The organism is Tsukamurella sputi, assembly GCF_007858445.1.
Lineage (GTDB): Bacteria > Actinomycetota > Actinomycetes > Mycobacteriales > Mycobacteriaceae > Tsukamurella > Tsukamurella sputi.
Genome location: NZ_VIGV01000005.1, coordinates 64,787 through 80,154, shown reverse-complemented (window position 1 = coordinate 80,154; position 15,368 = coordinate 64,787). Strand labels below are relative to the sequence as shown.

Genomic DNA, 15,368 nt, shown 5'->3' with positions numbered 1-15,368 from the left:
TGCCTGGGAAGAATCCTTCCCAGGCAGGAATCCGGCCTGCCGCCCGAGCCGGATCCTTCCTAGCGTGGTGGTCACAGCCAAGGCACTGAGAAAGGAAATCCCATGGCGGAGAACATCACGACGGTGGCGGTCAAGGGATGGGCGTGGGACATCGCCACGGACATCCACTACCCGCCGGACTTCGACGCGTCGAAGACCTATCCCACGATCATCGCGGCGCACCCGACAGGCAGCTGCAAGGCGCAGACCTCCGGCACCGTCTATGGCAAGGCGCTGGCCGAGGCGGGCTTCGTGGTCGCGGCCTTCGATGCGAGCTTCCAGGGCGAGAGCGGCGGCGAGCCCCGCTCCGTCGAGGACCCGGCCTTCCGGGTGAGCGACTTCAGCTTCGTCATCGACCACCTGGTCACGCTGCCCTACGTGGACGCCGACAACATCGGCGTGCTCGCGATCTGCGGCGGCGCCGGGTACGCGGTGGCCGCCACCAAGATCGACCGGCGGATCAAGGCATTGGGCACCGTCGCGGGCAGCAATGTGGGCCGGCTCATGCGGGAGGGCTTCACCGAGTACCACCCGATCGCCATGCTCGAGGCCGTCGCCGCGCAGCGCACCGCGGAGGCCCGCGGCGCCGCCGAACAGATCAACGATCTACTGCCGCCGTCGGTGGACGCCGCGCAGCAGGCGGGCGTCACGGACATCGACGTGCTCGAGGCGACCGATTACTACAAGACCGACCGCGCGAAGAACCCCGGCGCCCTGACCAGTTTCAACTTCGCCCGACAGGCGGCGCTGGCCGACTGGGACGCCTACGACCGCGTCGAGGTGCTGCTCACCCAGCCGCTGATGGTCGTGATCGGCGACAAGGCAGGCGCTTTCGCCTCGCAGCGGCTGAGCATGGAGCTGTACGGCCGCGCCGCGTCGAGGGACAAGCAACTCGTGGTCGTCGAGGGAGCCTCACACTACGACCTGTACGACCAGCCGCAGCCGACTTCCGTCGCGCTGGAGAACCTGGTGCCCTTCTATCGCACGCACCTGGGCTAGCGCGGCGGGCCCAACTCCTTCGTGGCCTGCCGCACGAGGCCGCCGCCGATGATCAGGCGCTGGATCTCCGAGGTGCCCTCGTAGAGGCGCAGCAGGCGGACGTCGCGGTAGATCCGCTCGACCGGCGTCTCCCGCATGTACCCGGCGCCGCCGTGGATCTGCACGGCGCGGTCCGCGACGTCACCCACCATCTCGGTGCAGTACAGCTTCGCGGCCGACGGTGCGATGCGGCGGTCCTCGCCGGACACCCACTTCGCAGCGGCGTCCCGCGCCAGTGCGCGGCCCGCCATGACGCCGGTCTGCATGTCGGCCAGATGGGCTTGCACGAGCTGGAAGTCGCCGATCGGGACACCGCCCTGCGTTGCGACGGCGGCGTGCCGCAGGGACTCGTCGAGAGCGCGCTGCGCCGCTCCGACGGCCAGGCCCGCGATGTGGACCCGGCCCCGGGCCAGGGAGGTCATCGCGGCGCGGTAGCCGGTGTCCTCGTCGCCGCCCACCAGGGCGGAGGCGGGGACCCGGACACCGGTGAAGGCGACGTTCGAGGTCCAGGCACCCTGCTGGCCCATCTTCTCGTCGTGCGGGGCCACCGCGAGGCCGGGGGAGTCGGCGGGGATCAGGAAGACGGCGATCCCCTGCCCCCTGTCGTCCGCCGGGCGCGTGCGGGCGAAGGTCACGAACAGGTCCGCCGACTGGGCGTTGGTGATGAAGCACTTCTCCCCGTCGATCACCCACTCGTCGCCGTCGCGGACGGCCCGGGTGCGCAGGCCGGCGGGATTCGATCCGGCGCCCGGCTCGGTCAGCGCGAAGGAGGCGACGATCTCACCGGCCGCGATCCGTTCCAGCCACTGCGCCTTCTGTTCGTCGGTGCCGAAGCCCACCAGGACCTGCCCGGCGATCCCGTTGTTCGTGCCGAACATCGACCGGACGGCGAGCGAGGTGTACCCGAGTTCCATCGCCAGTTCGACGTCCTGCGTGAGGTCGAGGCCGAGTCCACCCCACTCCTGCGGGATGGCGAAACCGAAGAGCCCCATGTCCTTCGCCTGCCGGCGCAGGTCGTCGGGTATCGCGTCGGCGTCCGCGATCTCCCGCTCCCGCGGCACGACCCGGTCGCGGACCCACTGGCGCACCTGGTCGCGGATCTGCGCGAAGTCCTCGGGGTCGACCGCGGGTGTCATCGGCTCGCCGCCGCGGCCTCGAACAGCCAGGACGTCACCAGCGCACCGGGATCCGGGACGCCCTTGACCGCGTCACCGAGGTAGCTGGCGCGACCGCGCGAGGCCGCGCTGTCGGCGGTCGCCGCGACTCCCCGCGCGGCGGCCGCGGCCGCGTCCGCGAGGGATCCGCCGCCGTCGAGCACGTCGGCGGCGGGGGAGAGCGCGTCCACGACGGTCTTGTCGCCCACCTTCGCCCCACCCAGTTCGACCACCGCGTCGAGACTGGCGCGCACGCCGGCGGCGAAGCCGGCACCGTCGGGCTGCAGGGCCCGGCCGAGCTCGGTGAAGAAGGTCCCGAAGACGGCGCCGGAGGTGCCGCCGGCACGTACCAGGTACGACGTGGCGATCGCCTCCAGTACGTCGGAGTCGGTGCCGCGCAGGGGCAGTGGGAAGTGGCCGAGCGCGGCGGCCATGTTGGTGCCGAAGTCGCCGTCGCCGGCCCGGCGGTCGAGCTCGGTGAGCTCGTCCACGGAGCGCTGTACGCGCCCCACGAAGTCGGAGAGCCAGACGTTCGCCTCGCCGGTGTCCGTGGCATCGTCGGGGGCGGCGTGCGCGAGCGGGTCCAGGTGCGACGGTGCCGTGGCCGCGTGCGGCCAGGCGGGAGCCGAGGTCGGGGCGTCCCACAGTTCGATCAGCTCGTCGTCCAGGGGGACGACGGTGACCGACGCACCGGCCATGTCGAGGGCCGTCACGAACCGGCCGACCAGCGACCGCGTGACCTCGATCCCTCGTTCGGCCAGCTGCTTGACGGTCTCTGCGAAGAGCACACCGGTCTCGAGATCGGTGACGGCGCCGAGGTTGTTGACCACCACCAGGGCGCGGTCACCGGCGCCGAGGCCGGTGCCCGGCAGGATCCGCGCCAGCAGATCGGTGACGATCTCCTCCGCCGCCGTCACCGGTCGCTCGTCACGGGCACGCTCGCCGTGGATGCCGACGCCGAAGGCCATCCGGCCCGCGGGCAAATCGAACGACGGGGTGTCGGCGCCGGGTACGTTGCACGCCGAGACGGAGACGGCCATGGAGCGGGCGCGCTCCGCGGTGCGTCGGCCCACCGCCGCGACCTCCGCCAGCGGGAGTCCGCGATCGGCCGCGGCGCCGCAGATCTTCTCCACCACGATCGTGGCGGCGGTCCCGCGGCGGCCCGGGCCCGAGGTGTCCTCGGTGGCGACGTCGTCGTCGACCAGCACGACCTCGGTGGCGGCGGCGCGCGCGTCCGCGTCCGGCGCGGCCACGAGGCGGCGGGCGACGGCGAAGTTCATCACGTCGCCGGTGTAGTTCTTCACGACGTGCAGCACGCCGGCGCCGGTGTCCACCGCGCGCGTCGCCGCGGCGACCTGAACGGCGTTGGGAGAGGTGAAGATCAGGCCCGGGCATGCCGCGTCGAGCAGGCCTGCGCCGACGAGCCCGACGTGCATGGGCTCGTGACCGGAGCCGCCGCCCGAGATCACGGCGACGCCGCTGGAACGCGGCGTGCGGCGGGCGACGAAGCCCGCGTCGTGCCAGACGGCGTCGGGGTGGGCCGCGAGGACGCCCCGCAACCCGTCGGTGAACAGTGAGCCGGAGGAGTTCTCGAACCGTGCGCGTGGAGTCACGGCCCCACGTTAGCGAGGGATGTGCAGCTCCGCGTGGCCTTCCTGCACCACGGCGAACGCCGAGGTGGGGAACTTGGCGAAGGTGAAGGTGGGGTCCAGGATCTGGGCCGCCTCGGCCAGGCCCGGGTCGTGCCCGACGACCAGCACCGTGGCCGCGTCGCCCCGCTCGGACTCCACGAGCTTCAGGATTTCGTCACCGCTCGCGCCGTACAGCGCCGGGAGGTGCCGTACCGGGGCGTCGACCGACGCCTGCTCGAGCGTCGCCCGGGCGCGCACCGCGGTCGAGCACAGCACCAGGTCCACGTCGTGCCCGAACCGGCGGATCGCCTTGCCGGCGAGGCCGGCCTGCCGGACGCCGCGCGGCGCGAGCGGCCGGTCGTGATCCTTCACCTTGTCGGGGTACGCGGACTTTCCGTGCCGCAGCAGGATCAGGGTGTCCATAAAAGGACATCCTACGGGGTGAACCACGACCGCAGCCGCCCCGAACCGGGGGCCGCCGGGCCGTCGTCGAGGTCCAGCAGGACGACGGTGCCGGGCGCGAAGCCCGGCAGCTCCGCGGACGGGTCCAGCTGGGCGGCCGCCTCCGGCAGGCAGGGGAAGTGCGCGACCACCAGCAGCACGGCGATGTCGCCGGGCACGCCGTTGATCTCGTCCAGCACGCGGCGGCCGGGACACTCGTACAGTTCCTCGGTGGCCGTCATCGGGCAGCGCAGATCCATCGCGTGGAAGGTCTCGACGGTGCGCCGGGCGAAGGAGACCAGTGCGTGATCCGGTTCGAGCCCGTGCTCGGCGAGCCATTGCGCGGACCGTCGGGCCTGGTGGCGACCGTTCTCGGTGATCGGACGGGCCTCGTCGGGGATCGACATCCCCGCCTCGCCGTGTCGCATGAGAGCCAGCACCGTCATGCCCCGATCTTGCCCTGCCGGGAATGCGTACATTGGTGACATGGCAGGAAAAGAACTCGATCCGGCGCGCAAGCAGGCCGCGCTGGACGTCGTGAAGCAGCACCCCGGCATGGTCGCGGCGATGGCGGCCCCGGCAGTGGTGATCGTCGCGGTCGGTTGGCTCCTCGGCGGAGCGGGCGTCGGCCTGCTCCTGCTCATCGCGTTCGGCGTCCTCGGCGCGGTCGGGCTGTCGCGGCTGCTCCGCGCGCGCTGAGCCGTGCGCGTCGACGCCTGGCTGTGGGCCGTGCGGCTGACCAAGACGCGGTCGGCCGCCGCCACGGCGTGCCGGGGCGGCCACGTCAGGGTCAACGGCGCCACCGCCAAACCCGCGCAGCACATCGTCGTGGGCGACGAGGTGCGGCTGCGGCTCGGCGGCCGGGAGCGGATCGTCGAGGTCACCACCCTGATCCCCAAGCGCGTCGGAGCGCCCGTCGCCGCCACCTGCTACATCGACAACAGCCCGCCCCCGCCGCCGCGCGAGATCGTGCTGTCCATGCCGCAGCGCGACCGCGGCGCGGGCCGGCCCACGAAGCGCGAACGCCGCGAGACGGACCGACTCCTGGGACGCGAATGACGATCTCGACCGAATCCGCGGTGCGGCGCGCAGGTCCCGAGGACGCCGCCGCCGTCGCGGCGCTCGCGGCCCGCACCTTCCCGCTGGCCTGCCCGCCCACGTTGGCCCGCGACCACATCGCCCACTTCATCGCGACGCACCTGTCCGAGGCAGAGTTCGCCCGGCACCTGGCCGATCCCGCGCACCACGTCCTCGTCGTCGACGGTGAGGACGGCCCCGTCGGCTACGCCCTGGTGCTGCACGGCGCGCACGACGAAGGGCCCACCGCGCTGCGCGGCGCACCGTCGGCCTACCTCTCCAAGCTCTACGTCGACCCGGATCACCACGGCGGCGGGGTCGCCCGTGCCCTGCTCGACGCGGTGCGCGCCGGCGCCGCGGGCCTGCCGGTGTGGCTGGGCGTGAACGCCGACAACGCCCGCGCGAAGCGCTTCTACGCCAAGTCGGGGTTCGTGACGGCGGGGGTGCGGGAATTCACCGTCGGCGGCACGACCTTCGTCGACGACGTGCTCGTCCTGGACGACGCCGTCGGCGCATAGAGGCGGGTCAGCTCGTCGCGGCCGCGCAGCTCCAGCTCGTCGGTGAACCGCCAGTGCTGCGATTCGGCCTCACGGGCGCCCATGATGGCGGGTTCGGAGGCCACCGGCAGCGAGGTGTCGCGCTTGGCCACCTCGGACAGCCGCGCCGACTCGTTGACCGGGTCACCGATCACGGTGAACTCGTAGCGTTCGATGGCGCCCACGTTGCCCGCGACCACCACGCCGTAGGAGACGCCGATCCCGGCGCGCAGGTCCGGCACGGCGGAGGGCAGACGGTCGGCGATGAGCCGGGCGGCGCGCAGCGCACCGCCGGCCGGGTCCGGGTGGGGGAGCGGCGCGCCGAAGACCGCGAGCACCGCGTCGCCCTCGAACTTGTTGACCAGGCCGTCGTTCTCCTCGACGGCGGTCACGATCACCTCGAAGAAGCGGTTGAGCAGATCGACGACCTCGGTGGCCGGGCGCTGCCGTGCGAGCGTCGTGGAACCCACGACGTCGACGAAGAGCACGCCCACGACCTGCTCGGAGCCGCCGAGCTGCACGCCCAGACCCAGTGCCGTCTCGGCGACATCGCGGCCGACGTGCCGGCCAAACAGGTCGCGTAGCCGCTCGCGCTCGGCGAGGCCGCCCGTCATCTCGTTGAAGCCGGCTTGCAGCTCTCCCATGTCCGAGCCGTCGAAGATCCGCACGGCCACGTCGGTTTCGCCGTCGCGGACCCGGCGGATCGCGTTCCCGAGCACGCGCAGCGGCGCGACCAGGGTGTCCACGTTGAGCAGCGTGAGCAGCGGGCCCGTGAGCAGCGCGATCGCCGCGAGCGCGGTGACGGCGACGAAGATGTCGAGCTTGCTGGTCTCGTCGCGGAAGGTGCCGAAGAGCACCACGAGGAAGATCCCCAGGATCGGCACACCCGAGCCGATCGACCACGCGGTCGCGGCCCGCATCCGCAGCCGCCCCTTGCGCGGCGCGCGGAACCCCGCCTCCAGCGCGGCGGCGGCAGCGGGCCGCAGCGCGAACTCCGTGATCTGGTACGAGATCGCGCACACCACCACGCCCGAGAGCCCGATCACCAGCGCGGTCTTCGGGATGAGTTCGGGGTTGATGATGCCGTATCCCACCGTCATGACGACGGTGCCGACGCCCCAGAGCAGTGCCTGCAGGGCCGTCAGGCGCCAGGGCCCGACGATGGCCGCCTTCGCCTGCGCGGCGTTCGGCTCCTCCCGCCGGATCGACCAGCGCAACGACCGGACCAGCCGGACGGTGCCGATCGTCGCGCCGAGGACGAAGGCGATCGCGATGTAGAGGGGGACCACCAGGTAGTTCATCCACCAGGCGTCCCAGGGGATCGAGGGTTCGGGGATGCCGACGGTGGCGAGCGCGATCGCCAGGCCCACGCCGATGAGGTTCGCGACGATCACGCCGATCGTGATGACCAGCTGTACCCGTACCCGAGTGAGCCGCGAGCTGTCGTCGGTGGACCCTAGCAGGATCGACCCGTAGTCCGCGCGGAGCCGAGGCAGCTTCATGCCGCTAAGTTACCGGGTCATCGCGACCAGACGGGGGCCCGTTTCTCCAGGAAGGCCGTCATCCCTTCCTGCGCATCCGGGATCATCGCGTTGGTCGCCATCACCTCGGCCATCGCCGCGTAGGCATCGGGTTCGGTGCGGTCGATCTGGTCGTAGAAGGCGCGTTTGCCGATCGCCAGCGTCTCGCCGCTGGATTCGGCGACGCGGTGCGCGAGATCCGCGACGGTCGTCTCGAGTACGTCCGCGGGGACGGCGGCGTTGATCAGGCCCCACTCGACCGCGGTCTCGGCGTTGATCATCTCCCCGGTGAGCAGCATCTGCATCGCGCGCTTGCGGCCGACGGCGCGCGTGAGCGGGATCATCGGCGTCGAGCAGAACAGGCCGATCTTCACGCCCGGCGTCGAGAACCGCGCGTCGGACGAGGCGATCGCCAGGTCGCAGGTCGCGACGAGCTGGCACCCCGCCGCCAGCGCCATCCCCTGCACCCGCGCGATGACCGGCTGTCGCGTGCGGTGCACCGCGGCCATGAGATCGGTACAGGCGGCGAAGATCTCCCGCTCCTCGTCGAGGGTGCGGCCCACCATTTCGCTCAGGTCGTGGCCCGCCGAGAACGCCGGCCCCTCGGCGCGGATCACGATGACCCGCACCGCGGGGTCGGCGTCGAAGCTCTCGAGCGCTGCGGTGGCGGCCCGCATGGTGGCGAGCGAGAGGGGATTGCGCCGACCGGGGGCACCGAGGGTGAGCACCCCCAGGCCGTCGGCGACGTGTGTACGAATCGGTGCGGCGTCCGTCATGTTCCGACGGTAACCACTACACCTCGCCGGACGCGAGGAGTTCGTCGAGCTTCGCGTAGCCGTCGACGATGCCGGTCTCCATGCCGCTGGCGAGCATCCCGTCGCGGCTCTCGAAGCTGTCCAGGAGCGAGACGGCGCGCAGCAGAGTGCGGCCGTCGCCCAGGTCCTCGAAGGTCATGGTCTCGAGCGAGACCCCGTCGGGCATGTCGTCGTAGGTGAAGGTCTGCACGATGCGGTCCTCGCGGACGTCGTGGAAGCTGCCGTGGAAGGCGTAGCGCTCGTCGCCGCGCGTGCTGACGTACGCCCAGCTGCCGCCCGTACGTGCGTCCCAGTGCACGATCTCGGTGTCGATGTCCGACGGTCCCACCCACCGCGCGTACAACTCGGGGTCGGTGTGGGCGCGGAACAGCTGCGCCGGTGTCGCCCGGAACTCGCGTGTGATGGTGACGGTGGGGAGGGCGGTGGAGGCCTCGATGCCGGCCTCGGCGTTGACGGTGGTCATGATGCGGCTCCTTCGGTGCGGGTGGTGTTCGGGTTCTCTGCGGCGTTCATATCGGCCAGGACCGCGTCGAGGCGTTGGTAGCGCTGCTCCGCGCGGCGCCGGTACCGCTCGATCCACCCGTTCATGAGGTCGAAGACCTCGGCCTCCAGGTGGGCGGGCCGGGCCTGGGCACGGCGGGTCCTGCTGATCAGGCCGGCGTTCTCGAGCACGCTCAGGTGCTTCGAGACGGCCTGGATGCTCACGTCGTACGGCTCGGCGATCTCCGTGAGCGTGGCGTCGCCGTCGGCGAGGCGGGCGACGATGTCGCGGCGGGTGGAGTCCGCCAGTGCGGCGAACGCCTTGGACAGGTCGTCGATGTCGTCGTTCGTGGTCCACCTCCTCTGAGTTCAACCGTTCTGTTGAATACGACGGTACGCCCCCGTTCGTGTTTGTTCAACCCTTTGGTTGAAAAGGTCGGGACCGGACCGTCGGGCCGCGCCGGGCGCGCCGCGGTGCTAAGAACGACGCATGGATACGGCCGCCCTCCCCGACCCCGCCCGCGCCGCCAGCCACGACGATCGGGTCGCGGAGGAGGCCCGGTGACCGCGGTACGGCGCCTCCTCCTCGCGTTGCTCGCGACGGTCCTCGTCGCGGCACCGCTGCCCGCGCACGCCGATCCGGTGCCGGCCGGGGGAGTGCTGCGGGTGGGCACCGAGGGCGTCTACCAGGTGTACAGCTATCACGACGAGACCGGGAAGCTCACCGGCTACGACGTGGAGATGATCACCGCGATCGCCGCGAAGATCGGAAAGCGCGTCGAGTTCGTCGAGACGCCGTGGGACTCGATGATGGCGGGCCTGGAGGCGGGCCGGTTCGACCTGGTCGCCAACCAGGTCACGGCCAGTCCGGAGCGTGCGGCGAAGTACGACCTCTCGGTGGCGTACCTGCAGACCGGCGGCTCGATCCTCGTGCGCAAGGGCGACGATTCCGTGCACTCGCTGGCCGACATCCGCGGCAAGACCGCAGCGCAGAGCATCACCAGTAGCTGGTCCGGGGTCGCCGAGAAGGCGGGCGCCAAGATCGAGGCGGTCAACAGCTTCACCGACGCCGTCAACGTACTGGCGCAGGGCCGGGTCGATGTGGTGGTCAACGACACCGGCGTCGTCCGCAACTACCTGAAGGTGACCCCCGGTGCCCCGGTGGAGATCGCCGCGGAGACACCCGACAAGTCCGAATCGGTGTTCGCGGCCCGCAAGAACTCGGGGCTCATGCCCGAGATCGACCGGGGGCTGGCCGAGATCCGGGCCGACGGGACGGCGCAGCGCATCTCCGACCGCTTCTTCGGCTCCGGGGCGCAGGAGGAACGGCGCGGCTCCAGCACCTGGGACATGGTGCGCCGCAACCTGGCTCCGATGCTCAAGGCGACCGTCACCAAGACCATCCCGCTGACCGCCATCAGCTTCGTGATCGGCCTGGCGATCGCGCTCGGCGTGGCGCTGGCGCGAATGTCGAAGCGGCGCATGGTCAGCGGGATCGCCCGCGCCTACATCTCGATCATCCGCGGCACGCCGCTGCTGGTGCAGCTCGTGATCATCTTCTACGGGCTCCCCCTCGCAGGTGTGGTGTTCGATCCGTTCCTCGCCGCCGTGATCGCCTTCTCGCTCAACGTGGGCGGGTACGCGGCGGAGATCATCCGTTCCGCGATCGGCGCGGTCCCGCAGGGGCAGTGGGAGGCGGCCACCACGATCGGCATGGACTACCGCACCTCGTTGCGGCGGATCATCCTGCCGCAGGCGGCCCGCACCGCCACTCCGCCGCTCGCGAACACCCTGGTCTCCCTGGTCAAGGACACGTCGCTGGCATCGGCGATCCTCGTGACCGAGCTCTTCCGGCAGGCGCAGATCGCCGCGGCCCCGACGTACGACTTCTTCGTGATGTACGTGGTCGCCGCCTGTTACTACTGGGTGGTCTGCCAGGCGCTGAGCCTGGTGCAGTCCCACCTCGAGAACCGCTTCGAAAGGTACGTGGCGCGATGACCGACCTGATCTCGGTGAGCGGCCTCACCAAGTCCTTCGGCGACGTGGACGTCCTGCGGGGGCATCGACTTCGCCGTTCCGGAGGGCACGGTCACCGTCATCATCGGGCCGTCCGGTTCGGGCAAGACGACGGTGCTCCGCTCGCTCAACGCACTCGAGCTGCCCGACGGTGGCGTCGTCACCGTCGGCGAGGCGACCGTGGACTTCGGTACCGGGGCGCCGCGAAAGGCGGAGCTGGCGCACTATCGCGCGCAGAGCGCGATGGTCTTCCAGTCGCACAACCTCTTCCCGCACTTCACGGCGCTGCGGAACGTGACCGAGGGGCCCACCGTCGTGCAGAAGCGGGCGCCGGCGGAGGTGGAGGCGGAGGCGCGTGAGCTGCTCGCGCGCGTCGGGCTGGCCGAGCACGCCGACAAGTACCCGCATCAGCTCTCGGGCGGGCAGCAGCAGCGCGTGGGGATCGCGCGGGCGCTGGCGCTGCGTCCGCGTGTCGTGCTGTTCGACGAGCCGACCTCCGCTCTCGATCCCGAACTGGTCGGCGACGTGCTGACCGTGATGCGCGACCTGGCCACCGAGGGCCGCACGATGGTGGTCGTGACCCACGAGATGGCCTTCGCCCGCGAGGTCGCCGACCAGGTGCTCTTCGTCGACCGGGGCACCGTGCTCGAGGCGGGGCGCCCGGCCGAGGTGATCGGTGCTCCGCAGCACGAGCGCACGCGGGAGTTCCTCGACCGCATCCTGCGCCCCCTCTAGAGTCGTCGGCATGGGCCACGAGCGCACGCCGGTGACGACGATCGACCAGCTGCGAGCGGTGGTGCCCGAGCCGATCCCGCGGATCCGCGACAAGGCACTGCCGGAGCTGCACGAGGTGCACCGGCTCTTCCTCGCCGCGGCGCGGCTCTATTTCGTCGCGACGACGGGCACCGGTGGCCTCGACGTCTCCCCGAAGGGCGATCCCGCCGGCGCCGTCCTCGTGCTGGACGACCGCACTCTCGCGCTACCGGACCGGCCCGGTAACCGCCGTGTCGACGGTCTGCGGAACCTGCTCGAGGACCCGCGCATCGCCATCGACTTCGTCATCCCCGGGCGCGGTGACACGTTGCGGGTCAACGGGGCCGCGACGGTCCTGGCGGACGCGCCGTACGCGCCGCGGATGGCGGTGGGCGACCGACTGCCCCAGCTCATCGTCGAGGTCGCGATCGACGAGGTCTTCTTCCACTGCAGCAAGGCCTTCCTGCGCTCCGAGGCGTGGGATCCGTCGACCTGGCCGACGCAGGACGACGACCGCGGCGTGCCCCGGCGGGCCGTCATCGCGAAATCCCTGGAACGCCCTGACGACTCGCTCGAGGAGCTGGACCGCTACTACGGCGACGGTTACGGGCGTGAGCTTTACTAGGAGCATGTACCGCTTCCGCCAGGTCGACGTCTTCTCCTCGGAACCCCTGCGAGGCAACCCGGTGGCGGTGGTGCACGGCGCCGACGGCCTCTCCGACGAGCGGATGGCGGCGTTCGCGCGCTGGACGAACCTCAGCGAGACCACCTTCCTACTGCGCCCGACCGATCCAGGGGCGGACTACCGGCTGCGGATCTTCACTCCCGGCGGCGAGTTGCCCTTCGCGGGACATCCGACGCTGGGGAGCGCGCACGCCTGGCTCGAGGACGGCGGCGTCCCGGCGTCGCCCGGGACGGTGGTGCAGGAGTGCGCCGCCGGCCTGGTCCGGCTGCGCCGCGGGGACGAACTCGCCTTCGCGGCACCGCCGCTGCGTCGGAGCGGCCCGGCGGATGCCGGCACCGTCAGCCGGATCGCCGCGGGCCTGCGTCTCCCCGCCGCGGAGATCCTCGCCGCCGAATGGGTGGACAACGGCCCCGGCTGGGTGGCGGCGCGGCTGCGGGACGCGGATGCGGTACTCGCCCTGGACCCGGACTTCGGGGCGATGGGGGACCTGAACATCGGCGTCGTCGGGACGTATCCGCCCGGCGGCGACGCCGACGTCGAGGTGCGCGCCTTCTGCCCGGACCTCGCGGTGCCGGAGGATCCGGTCACCGGCTCGCTCAACGCGGGCCTCGCGCAGTGGCTCATCGGAACCGGTGCCCTGCCCGCGCGGTACGTCGCCTCTCAGGGGACCGCGCTCGGCCGCCGCGGTCGCGTGCACGTCGAGTCCGCGGACGGCGAGATCTGGATCGGCGGCGCGACCGGCACCACCATCACCGGGAACGTCGCGCTCGGCTGAGCGCTGCGTTTCAGCCGGCCTCGGCGCCGCCACGGATCACGCGCAGCAGCTCCAGGTCGGCGGAGAGTTCCAGCACGTCGGCGCGCAGGCCGGCGGAGAGCTCGCCGCGGTCCTTCAGGCCCAGGAGCCGGGCGGGCGTGGTGGCGCCGGCCCGCGTCGCGTCCGCGAGCGGCACGCCCGAGTGCTGGACGGCGCGCACCACCACGTCGAGCACCGACGAGGTGCCGCCCGCGATGGCGCCCGGCGTTCCGTCGGGCGTGGTCAGGCGAGCGACGCCACCCCCGACGGTGACGTCGAGCGGCCCCAGCGTGTACTCGCCGTCGGGCATGCCGGCGGCCTGCATAGCGTCGGAGACCAGGGCGATGTGATCGGGTCCGACGGTGGCGAAGACCATCGCGACCGTGCCCGCGGCGAGGTGCACCCCGTCGCCGATGATCTCGGCGACGGCGCGGCCCTCGCCCGCGACCTTCAGCGCGGCGCCCACGGCGCCCGGGTGCCGGTGGTGCATCGGATGCATGCCGTTGAACAGGTGCGTGATGCTCACCGGCCCGGTCGGCGCGGTGAGCCCTGCGACGACGGTGTCGTAATCGCCCGCGGTGTGGCCCACGGAGACGACGGCGCCCGCGTCGGAGAGTTGCCGGGCGAGCACCGGGAAGTGGGCGGTCTCCGCGGCCACCGTCATCGACCGGATCCGCCCGCCGGCGGCGTCGAGGAGCGTCGCCAGGAGCGCGGGGTCGCCGTCGACGATGTACCGCGGGTCCTGTGCGCCGCACACCTCCTGCGCGAGGAACGGGCCCTCGAGGTGCAGGCCCGCGACGGTGCCGTCGTCGACGAGCGGCGCGAGGGTGGCGATCCGCTCGAGCAGCTTCTCCGCCGCCGCGGACACCAGTGAGGCGAGCAGCGTCGTGGTGCCGCGGCCGAGGTGGTGTGCGGCGGCCGCGCGGGCACCGGCGGCGTCGGAATCGGGGAAGCCGAAGCCGCCCCCGCCGTGGCAGTGCACGTCGATCATGCCGGGCAGGTACACCCGGTCCGACGCTGCCGGCAGCGTCGCGGACGGGAAGGCGGACGCCGGTCCGACCTCGGCGATCAGGCCGTCGGCGAGCACCACGACACCGTCGTCGATCGCCCCGGAGGGCGTGACGACGGTGCCGCGCAGAACATCGGTCACGCAGTGGCCTCGGCTTCCTCGTCCTCGTCCTCGCGACCCGGGGTCTTGAGGTTCCAGCGTTTGATGATGAACGTGAACGAGAAGTAGTAGATCACGGCGTACATGAGCCCGATCGGGATGAGCAGCAGCGGTTTGGTCGCCAGCCCGAAGTTGAGGACGTAGTCGATCGCCCCCGCGGAGAAGGTGAAGCCGTGGTGGATGTCGAGCCAGTTGACCAGCATGTGCGAGGTGCCGGTCAGCACCGCGTGCACGAGCAGCAGCGGCCAGGCCACGAAGATGAACGAGAACTCGAGCGGCTCGGTGATGCCGGTGAGGAAGCTGGTGAGGCCCACCGAGAGCATGATGCCGCCGACGACCTTGCGGTTCTCGGGCTTCGCACAGCGGTAGATCGCGAGCGCCGCGGCGGGCAGCGCGAACATCATGATCGGGAAGAAGCCGGTCATGAAGTTGCCCGCAGTCGGGTCGCCCTGCATGAAGCGGGCGATGTCGCCGTGCACGACGGTGCCGTTGGCGCCCTTGTAGTCGCCGAGGACGAACCAGACCACCGAGTTGATGATGTGGTGCAGGCCCAGCGGGAGCAGCAGCCGGTTGATGGTGCCGTAGACGCCGCCACCGACGACGGCGTGCTCGGCGACCCAGTTCGCGAGTCCGGTGAGTGCCCAGTTGAAGGCGGGGTAGAGGAAGGACATGAGTACGCCGACGACGATGGCCCCGGATGCGGTGAGGATGGGTACCAGGCGGCGGCCGGAGAAGAAGCCGATGTAGTCGGGCAGCTTCGTCTTGTAGTACCGCTGCCACAGCACGGCCGACATGATGCCGATGACGATGCCGCCGAGCACGCCGTACTCGACGACCGCGGCGGCCCCGTCCTTGTCGGTCTTGCCGGCGAGCACCACGGGCGACATCGCCTTCTCGACGGCCTGGAAGGAGAGGTAGCCGACCAGGGCGGCGAGTGCCGTGGAACCGTCGGCCTTCTTGGCCCAGCCGATCGCGATGCCGACGGCGAAGAGCATGCCGAGGTTCGCGAAGAGCGCGTTGCCGGCGCCGCCGATCACCGCGGCGACGGTCTTCATCGACGAGAATCTGCCGAGGAGATCGTCCTGGCCGAGTCGCAGGAGGATGCCCGCCGCGGGGAGGACCGCGATGGGCAGCATCAGGCTGCGGCCGAGTTTCTGGAGACCGCTCAGATCGAGCCGCCGTGCTGATATACCGGATCCGGATGAGGAACTCATTTTTCGCT

At 71.3% G+C, this 15,368-nt stretch carries 16 protein-coding genes and 2 pseudogenes; 8 read left to right on the top strand and 10 right to left on the bottom strand.

The window, feature by feature from the left end:
• Positions 1-102 precede the first annotated feature (102 nt).
• Positions 103-1,038, top strand: a complete 936-nt coding sequence (locus tag FK268_RS16590; RefSeq protein ID WP_146436074.1) for an alpha/beta hydrolase — start codon at positions 103-105, stop codon at positions 1,036-1,038.
• Here FK268_RS16590 and FK268_RS16585 read toward each other — a convergent pair.
• The 4 genes from FK268_RS16585 to FK268_RS16570 are packed head-to-tail and all read right to left on the bottom strand — an operon-like array spanning position 1,035 to position 4,749.
• Positions 1,035-2,213 carry an acyl-CoA dehydrogenase family protein gene (locus FK268_RS16585; protein WP_146436072.1) on the bottom strand — a complete coding sequence of 393 codons (1,179 nt, stop codon included), beginning with the start codon at positions 2,211-2,213 and terminating at the stop codon, positions 1,035-1,037. The genes FK268_RS16590 and FK268_RS16585 overlap by 4 nt on opposite strands.
• A complete protein-coding gene (locus FK268_RS16580; RefSeq protein ID WP_146436071.1) occupies positions 2,210-3,844 on the bottom strand; it encodes a dihydroxyacetone kinase family protein in 1,635 nt (544 codons plus the stop codon). The genes FK268_RS16585 and FK268_RS16580 overlap by 4 nt, the downstream gene beginning before the upstream one ends.
• 9 nt (positions 3,845-3,853) lie before the next feature.
• Entirely contained in the window at positions 3,854-4,285 is a 432-nt protein-coding gene (locus FK268_RS16575; RefSeq protein WP_146436069.1) for a SixA phosphatase family protein, read from the bottom strand.
• Between the two features lie 11 nt (positions 4,286-4,296).
• Positions 4,297-4,749 carry a SixA phosphatase family protein gene (locus FK268_RS16570; protein ID WP_158636134.1) on the bottom strand — a complete coding sequence of 151 codons (453 nt, stop codon included), beginning with the start codon at positions 4,747-4,749 and terminating at the stop codon, positions 4,297-4,299.
• Positions 4,750-4,789: 40 nt separating this feature from the next.
• Between FK268_RS16570 and FK268_RS16565 the strand changes: the two genes are divergently transcribed.
• The 3 genes and pseudogenes from FK268_RS16565 to FK268_RS16555 all read left to right on the top strand — a co-directional run bounded on the left by FK268_RS16565 (position 4,790) and on the right by FK268_RS16555 (position 5,898).
• A complete protein-coding gene (locus FK268_RS16565) occupies positions 4,790-5,002 on the top strand; it encodes a hypothetical protein (RefSeq protein WP_146436066.1) in 213 nt (70 codons plus the stop codon).
• Between the two features lie 3 nt (positions 5,003-5,005).
• Positions 5,006-5,350: pseudogene (locus tag FK268_RS16560) on the top strand (RNA-binding S4 domain-containing protein); the annotation flags it as partial.
• Positions 5,351-5,358: 8 nt separating this feature from the next.
• Positions 5,359-5,898, top strand: a complete 540-nt coding sequence (locus tag FK268_RS16555; RefSeq protein WP_146436062.1) for a GNAT family N-acetyltransferase — start codon at positions 5,359-5,361, stop codon at positions 5,896-5,898.
• Here the strand turns inward: FK268_RS16555 and FK268_RS16550 are convergent.
• From FK268_RS16550 to FK268_RS16535, 4 genes are read right to left on the bottom strand one after another with little or no spacing between them, the layout of a single operon-like run.
• On the bottom strand, positions 5,793-7,418 hold the full coding sequence (locus FK268_RS16550; protein ID WP_146436060.1) for an adenylate/guanylate cyclase domain-containing protein: 1,626 nt from the start codon (positions 7,416-7,418) through the stop codon (positions 5,793-5,795). The genes FK268_RS16555 and FK268_RS16550 overlap by 106 nt on opposite strands.
• A gap of 17 nt (positions 7,419-7,435) precedes the next feature.
• Positions 7,436-8,212 carry an enoyl-CoA hydratase gene (locus FK268_RS16545; protein ID WP_146436058.1) on the bottom strand — a complete coding sequence of 259 codons (777 nt, stop codon included), beginning with the start codon at positions 8,210-8,212 and terminating at the stop codon, positions 7,436-7,438.
• 16 nt (positions 8,213-8,228) lie between these two features.
• Complete coding sequence (locus FK268_RS16540; RefSeq protein ID WP_146436056.1) at positions 8,229-8,714, bottom strand: SRPBCC family protein; 486 nt, start codon at positions 8,712-8,714, stop codon at positions 8,229-8,231.
• A complete protein-coding gene (locus tag FK268_RS16535; RefSeq protein ID WP_146436054.1) occupies positions 8,711-9,070 on the bottom strand; it encodes an ArsR/SmtB family transcription factor in 360 nt (119 codons plus the stop codon). Before FK268_RS16535 ends, FK268_RS16540 begins: the two co-directional genes overlap by 4 nt.
• A gap of 222 nt (positions 9,071-9,292) precedes the next feature.
• Here FK268_RS16535 and FK268_RS16530 point away from each other — a divergent pair, with 222 nt between their 5' ends.
• The 4 genes and pseudogenes from FK268_RS16530 to FK268_RS16515 all read left to right on the top strand — a co-directional run bounded on the left by FK268_RS16530 (position 9,293) and on the right by FK268_RS16515 (position 12,960).
• Entirely contained in the window at positions 9,293-10,729 is a 1,437-nt protein-coding gene (locus tag FK268_RS16530; protein ID WP_146436052.1) for an ABC transporter substrate-binding protein/permease, read from the top strand.
• A pseudogene (locus tag FK268_RS16525) lies at positions 10,726-11,482 on the top strand (amino acid ABC transporter ATP-binding protein). The gene FK268_RS16530 and the pseudogene FK268_RS16525 overlap by 4 nt, the downstream one beginning before the upstream one ends.
• A gap of 10 nt (positions 11,483-11,492) precedes the next feature.
• Positions 11,493-12,125 carry an MSMEG_1061 family FMN-dependent PPOX-type flavoprotein gene (locus FK268_RS16520; protein WP_146436050.1) on the top strand — a complete coding sequence of 211 codons (633 nt, stop codon included), beginning with the start codon at positions 11,493-11,495 and terminating at the stop codon, positions 12,123-12,125.
• 4 nt (positions 12,126-12,129) lie between these two features.
• On the top strand, positions 12,130-12,960 hold the full coding sequence (locus tag FK268_RS16515; protein ID WP_146436048.1) for a PhzF family phenazine biosynthesis protein: 831 nt from the start codon (positions 12,130-12,132) through the stop codon (positions 12,958-12,960).
• A 10-nt stretch (positions 12,961-12,970) separates the two neighbouring features.
• Here the strand turns inward: FK268_RS16515 and FK268_RS16510 are convergent, their stop codons facing one another.
• Entirely contained in the window at positions 12,971-14,128 is a 1,158-nt protein-coding gene (locus tag FK268_RS16510; RefSeq protein ID WP_146436046.1) for an N-acetylglucosamine-6-phosphate deacetylase, read from the bottom strand.
• The gene (locus tag FK268_RS16505; RefSeq protein WP_146436043.1) at positions 14,125-15,360 is read right to left on the bottom strand and encodes a PTS transporter subunit EIIC; all 1,236 of its coding nucleotides are present in this window, start codon (positions 15,358-15,360) and stop codon (positions 14,125-14,127) included. Before FK268_RS16505 ends, FK268_RS16510 begins: the two co-directional genes overlap by 4 nt.
• Positions 15,361-15,368 lie beyond the last annotated feature (8 nt).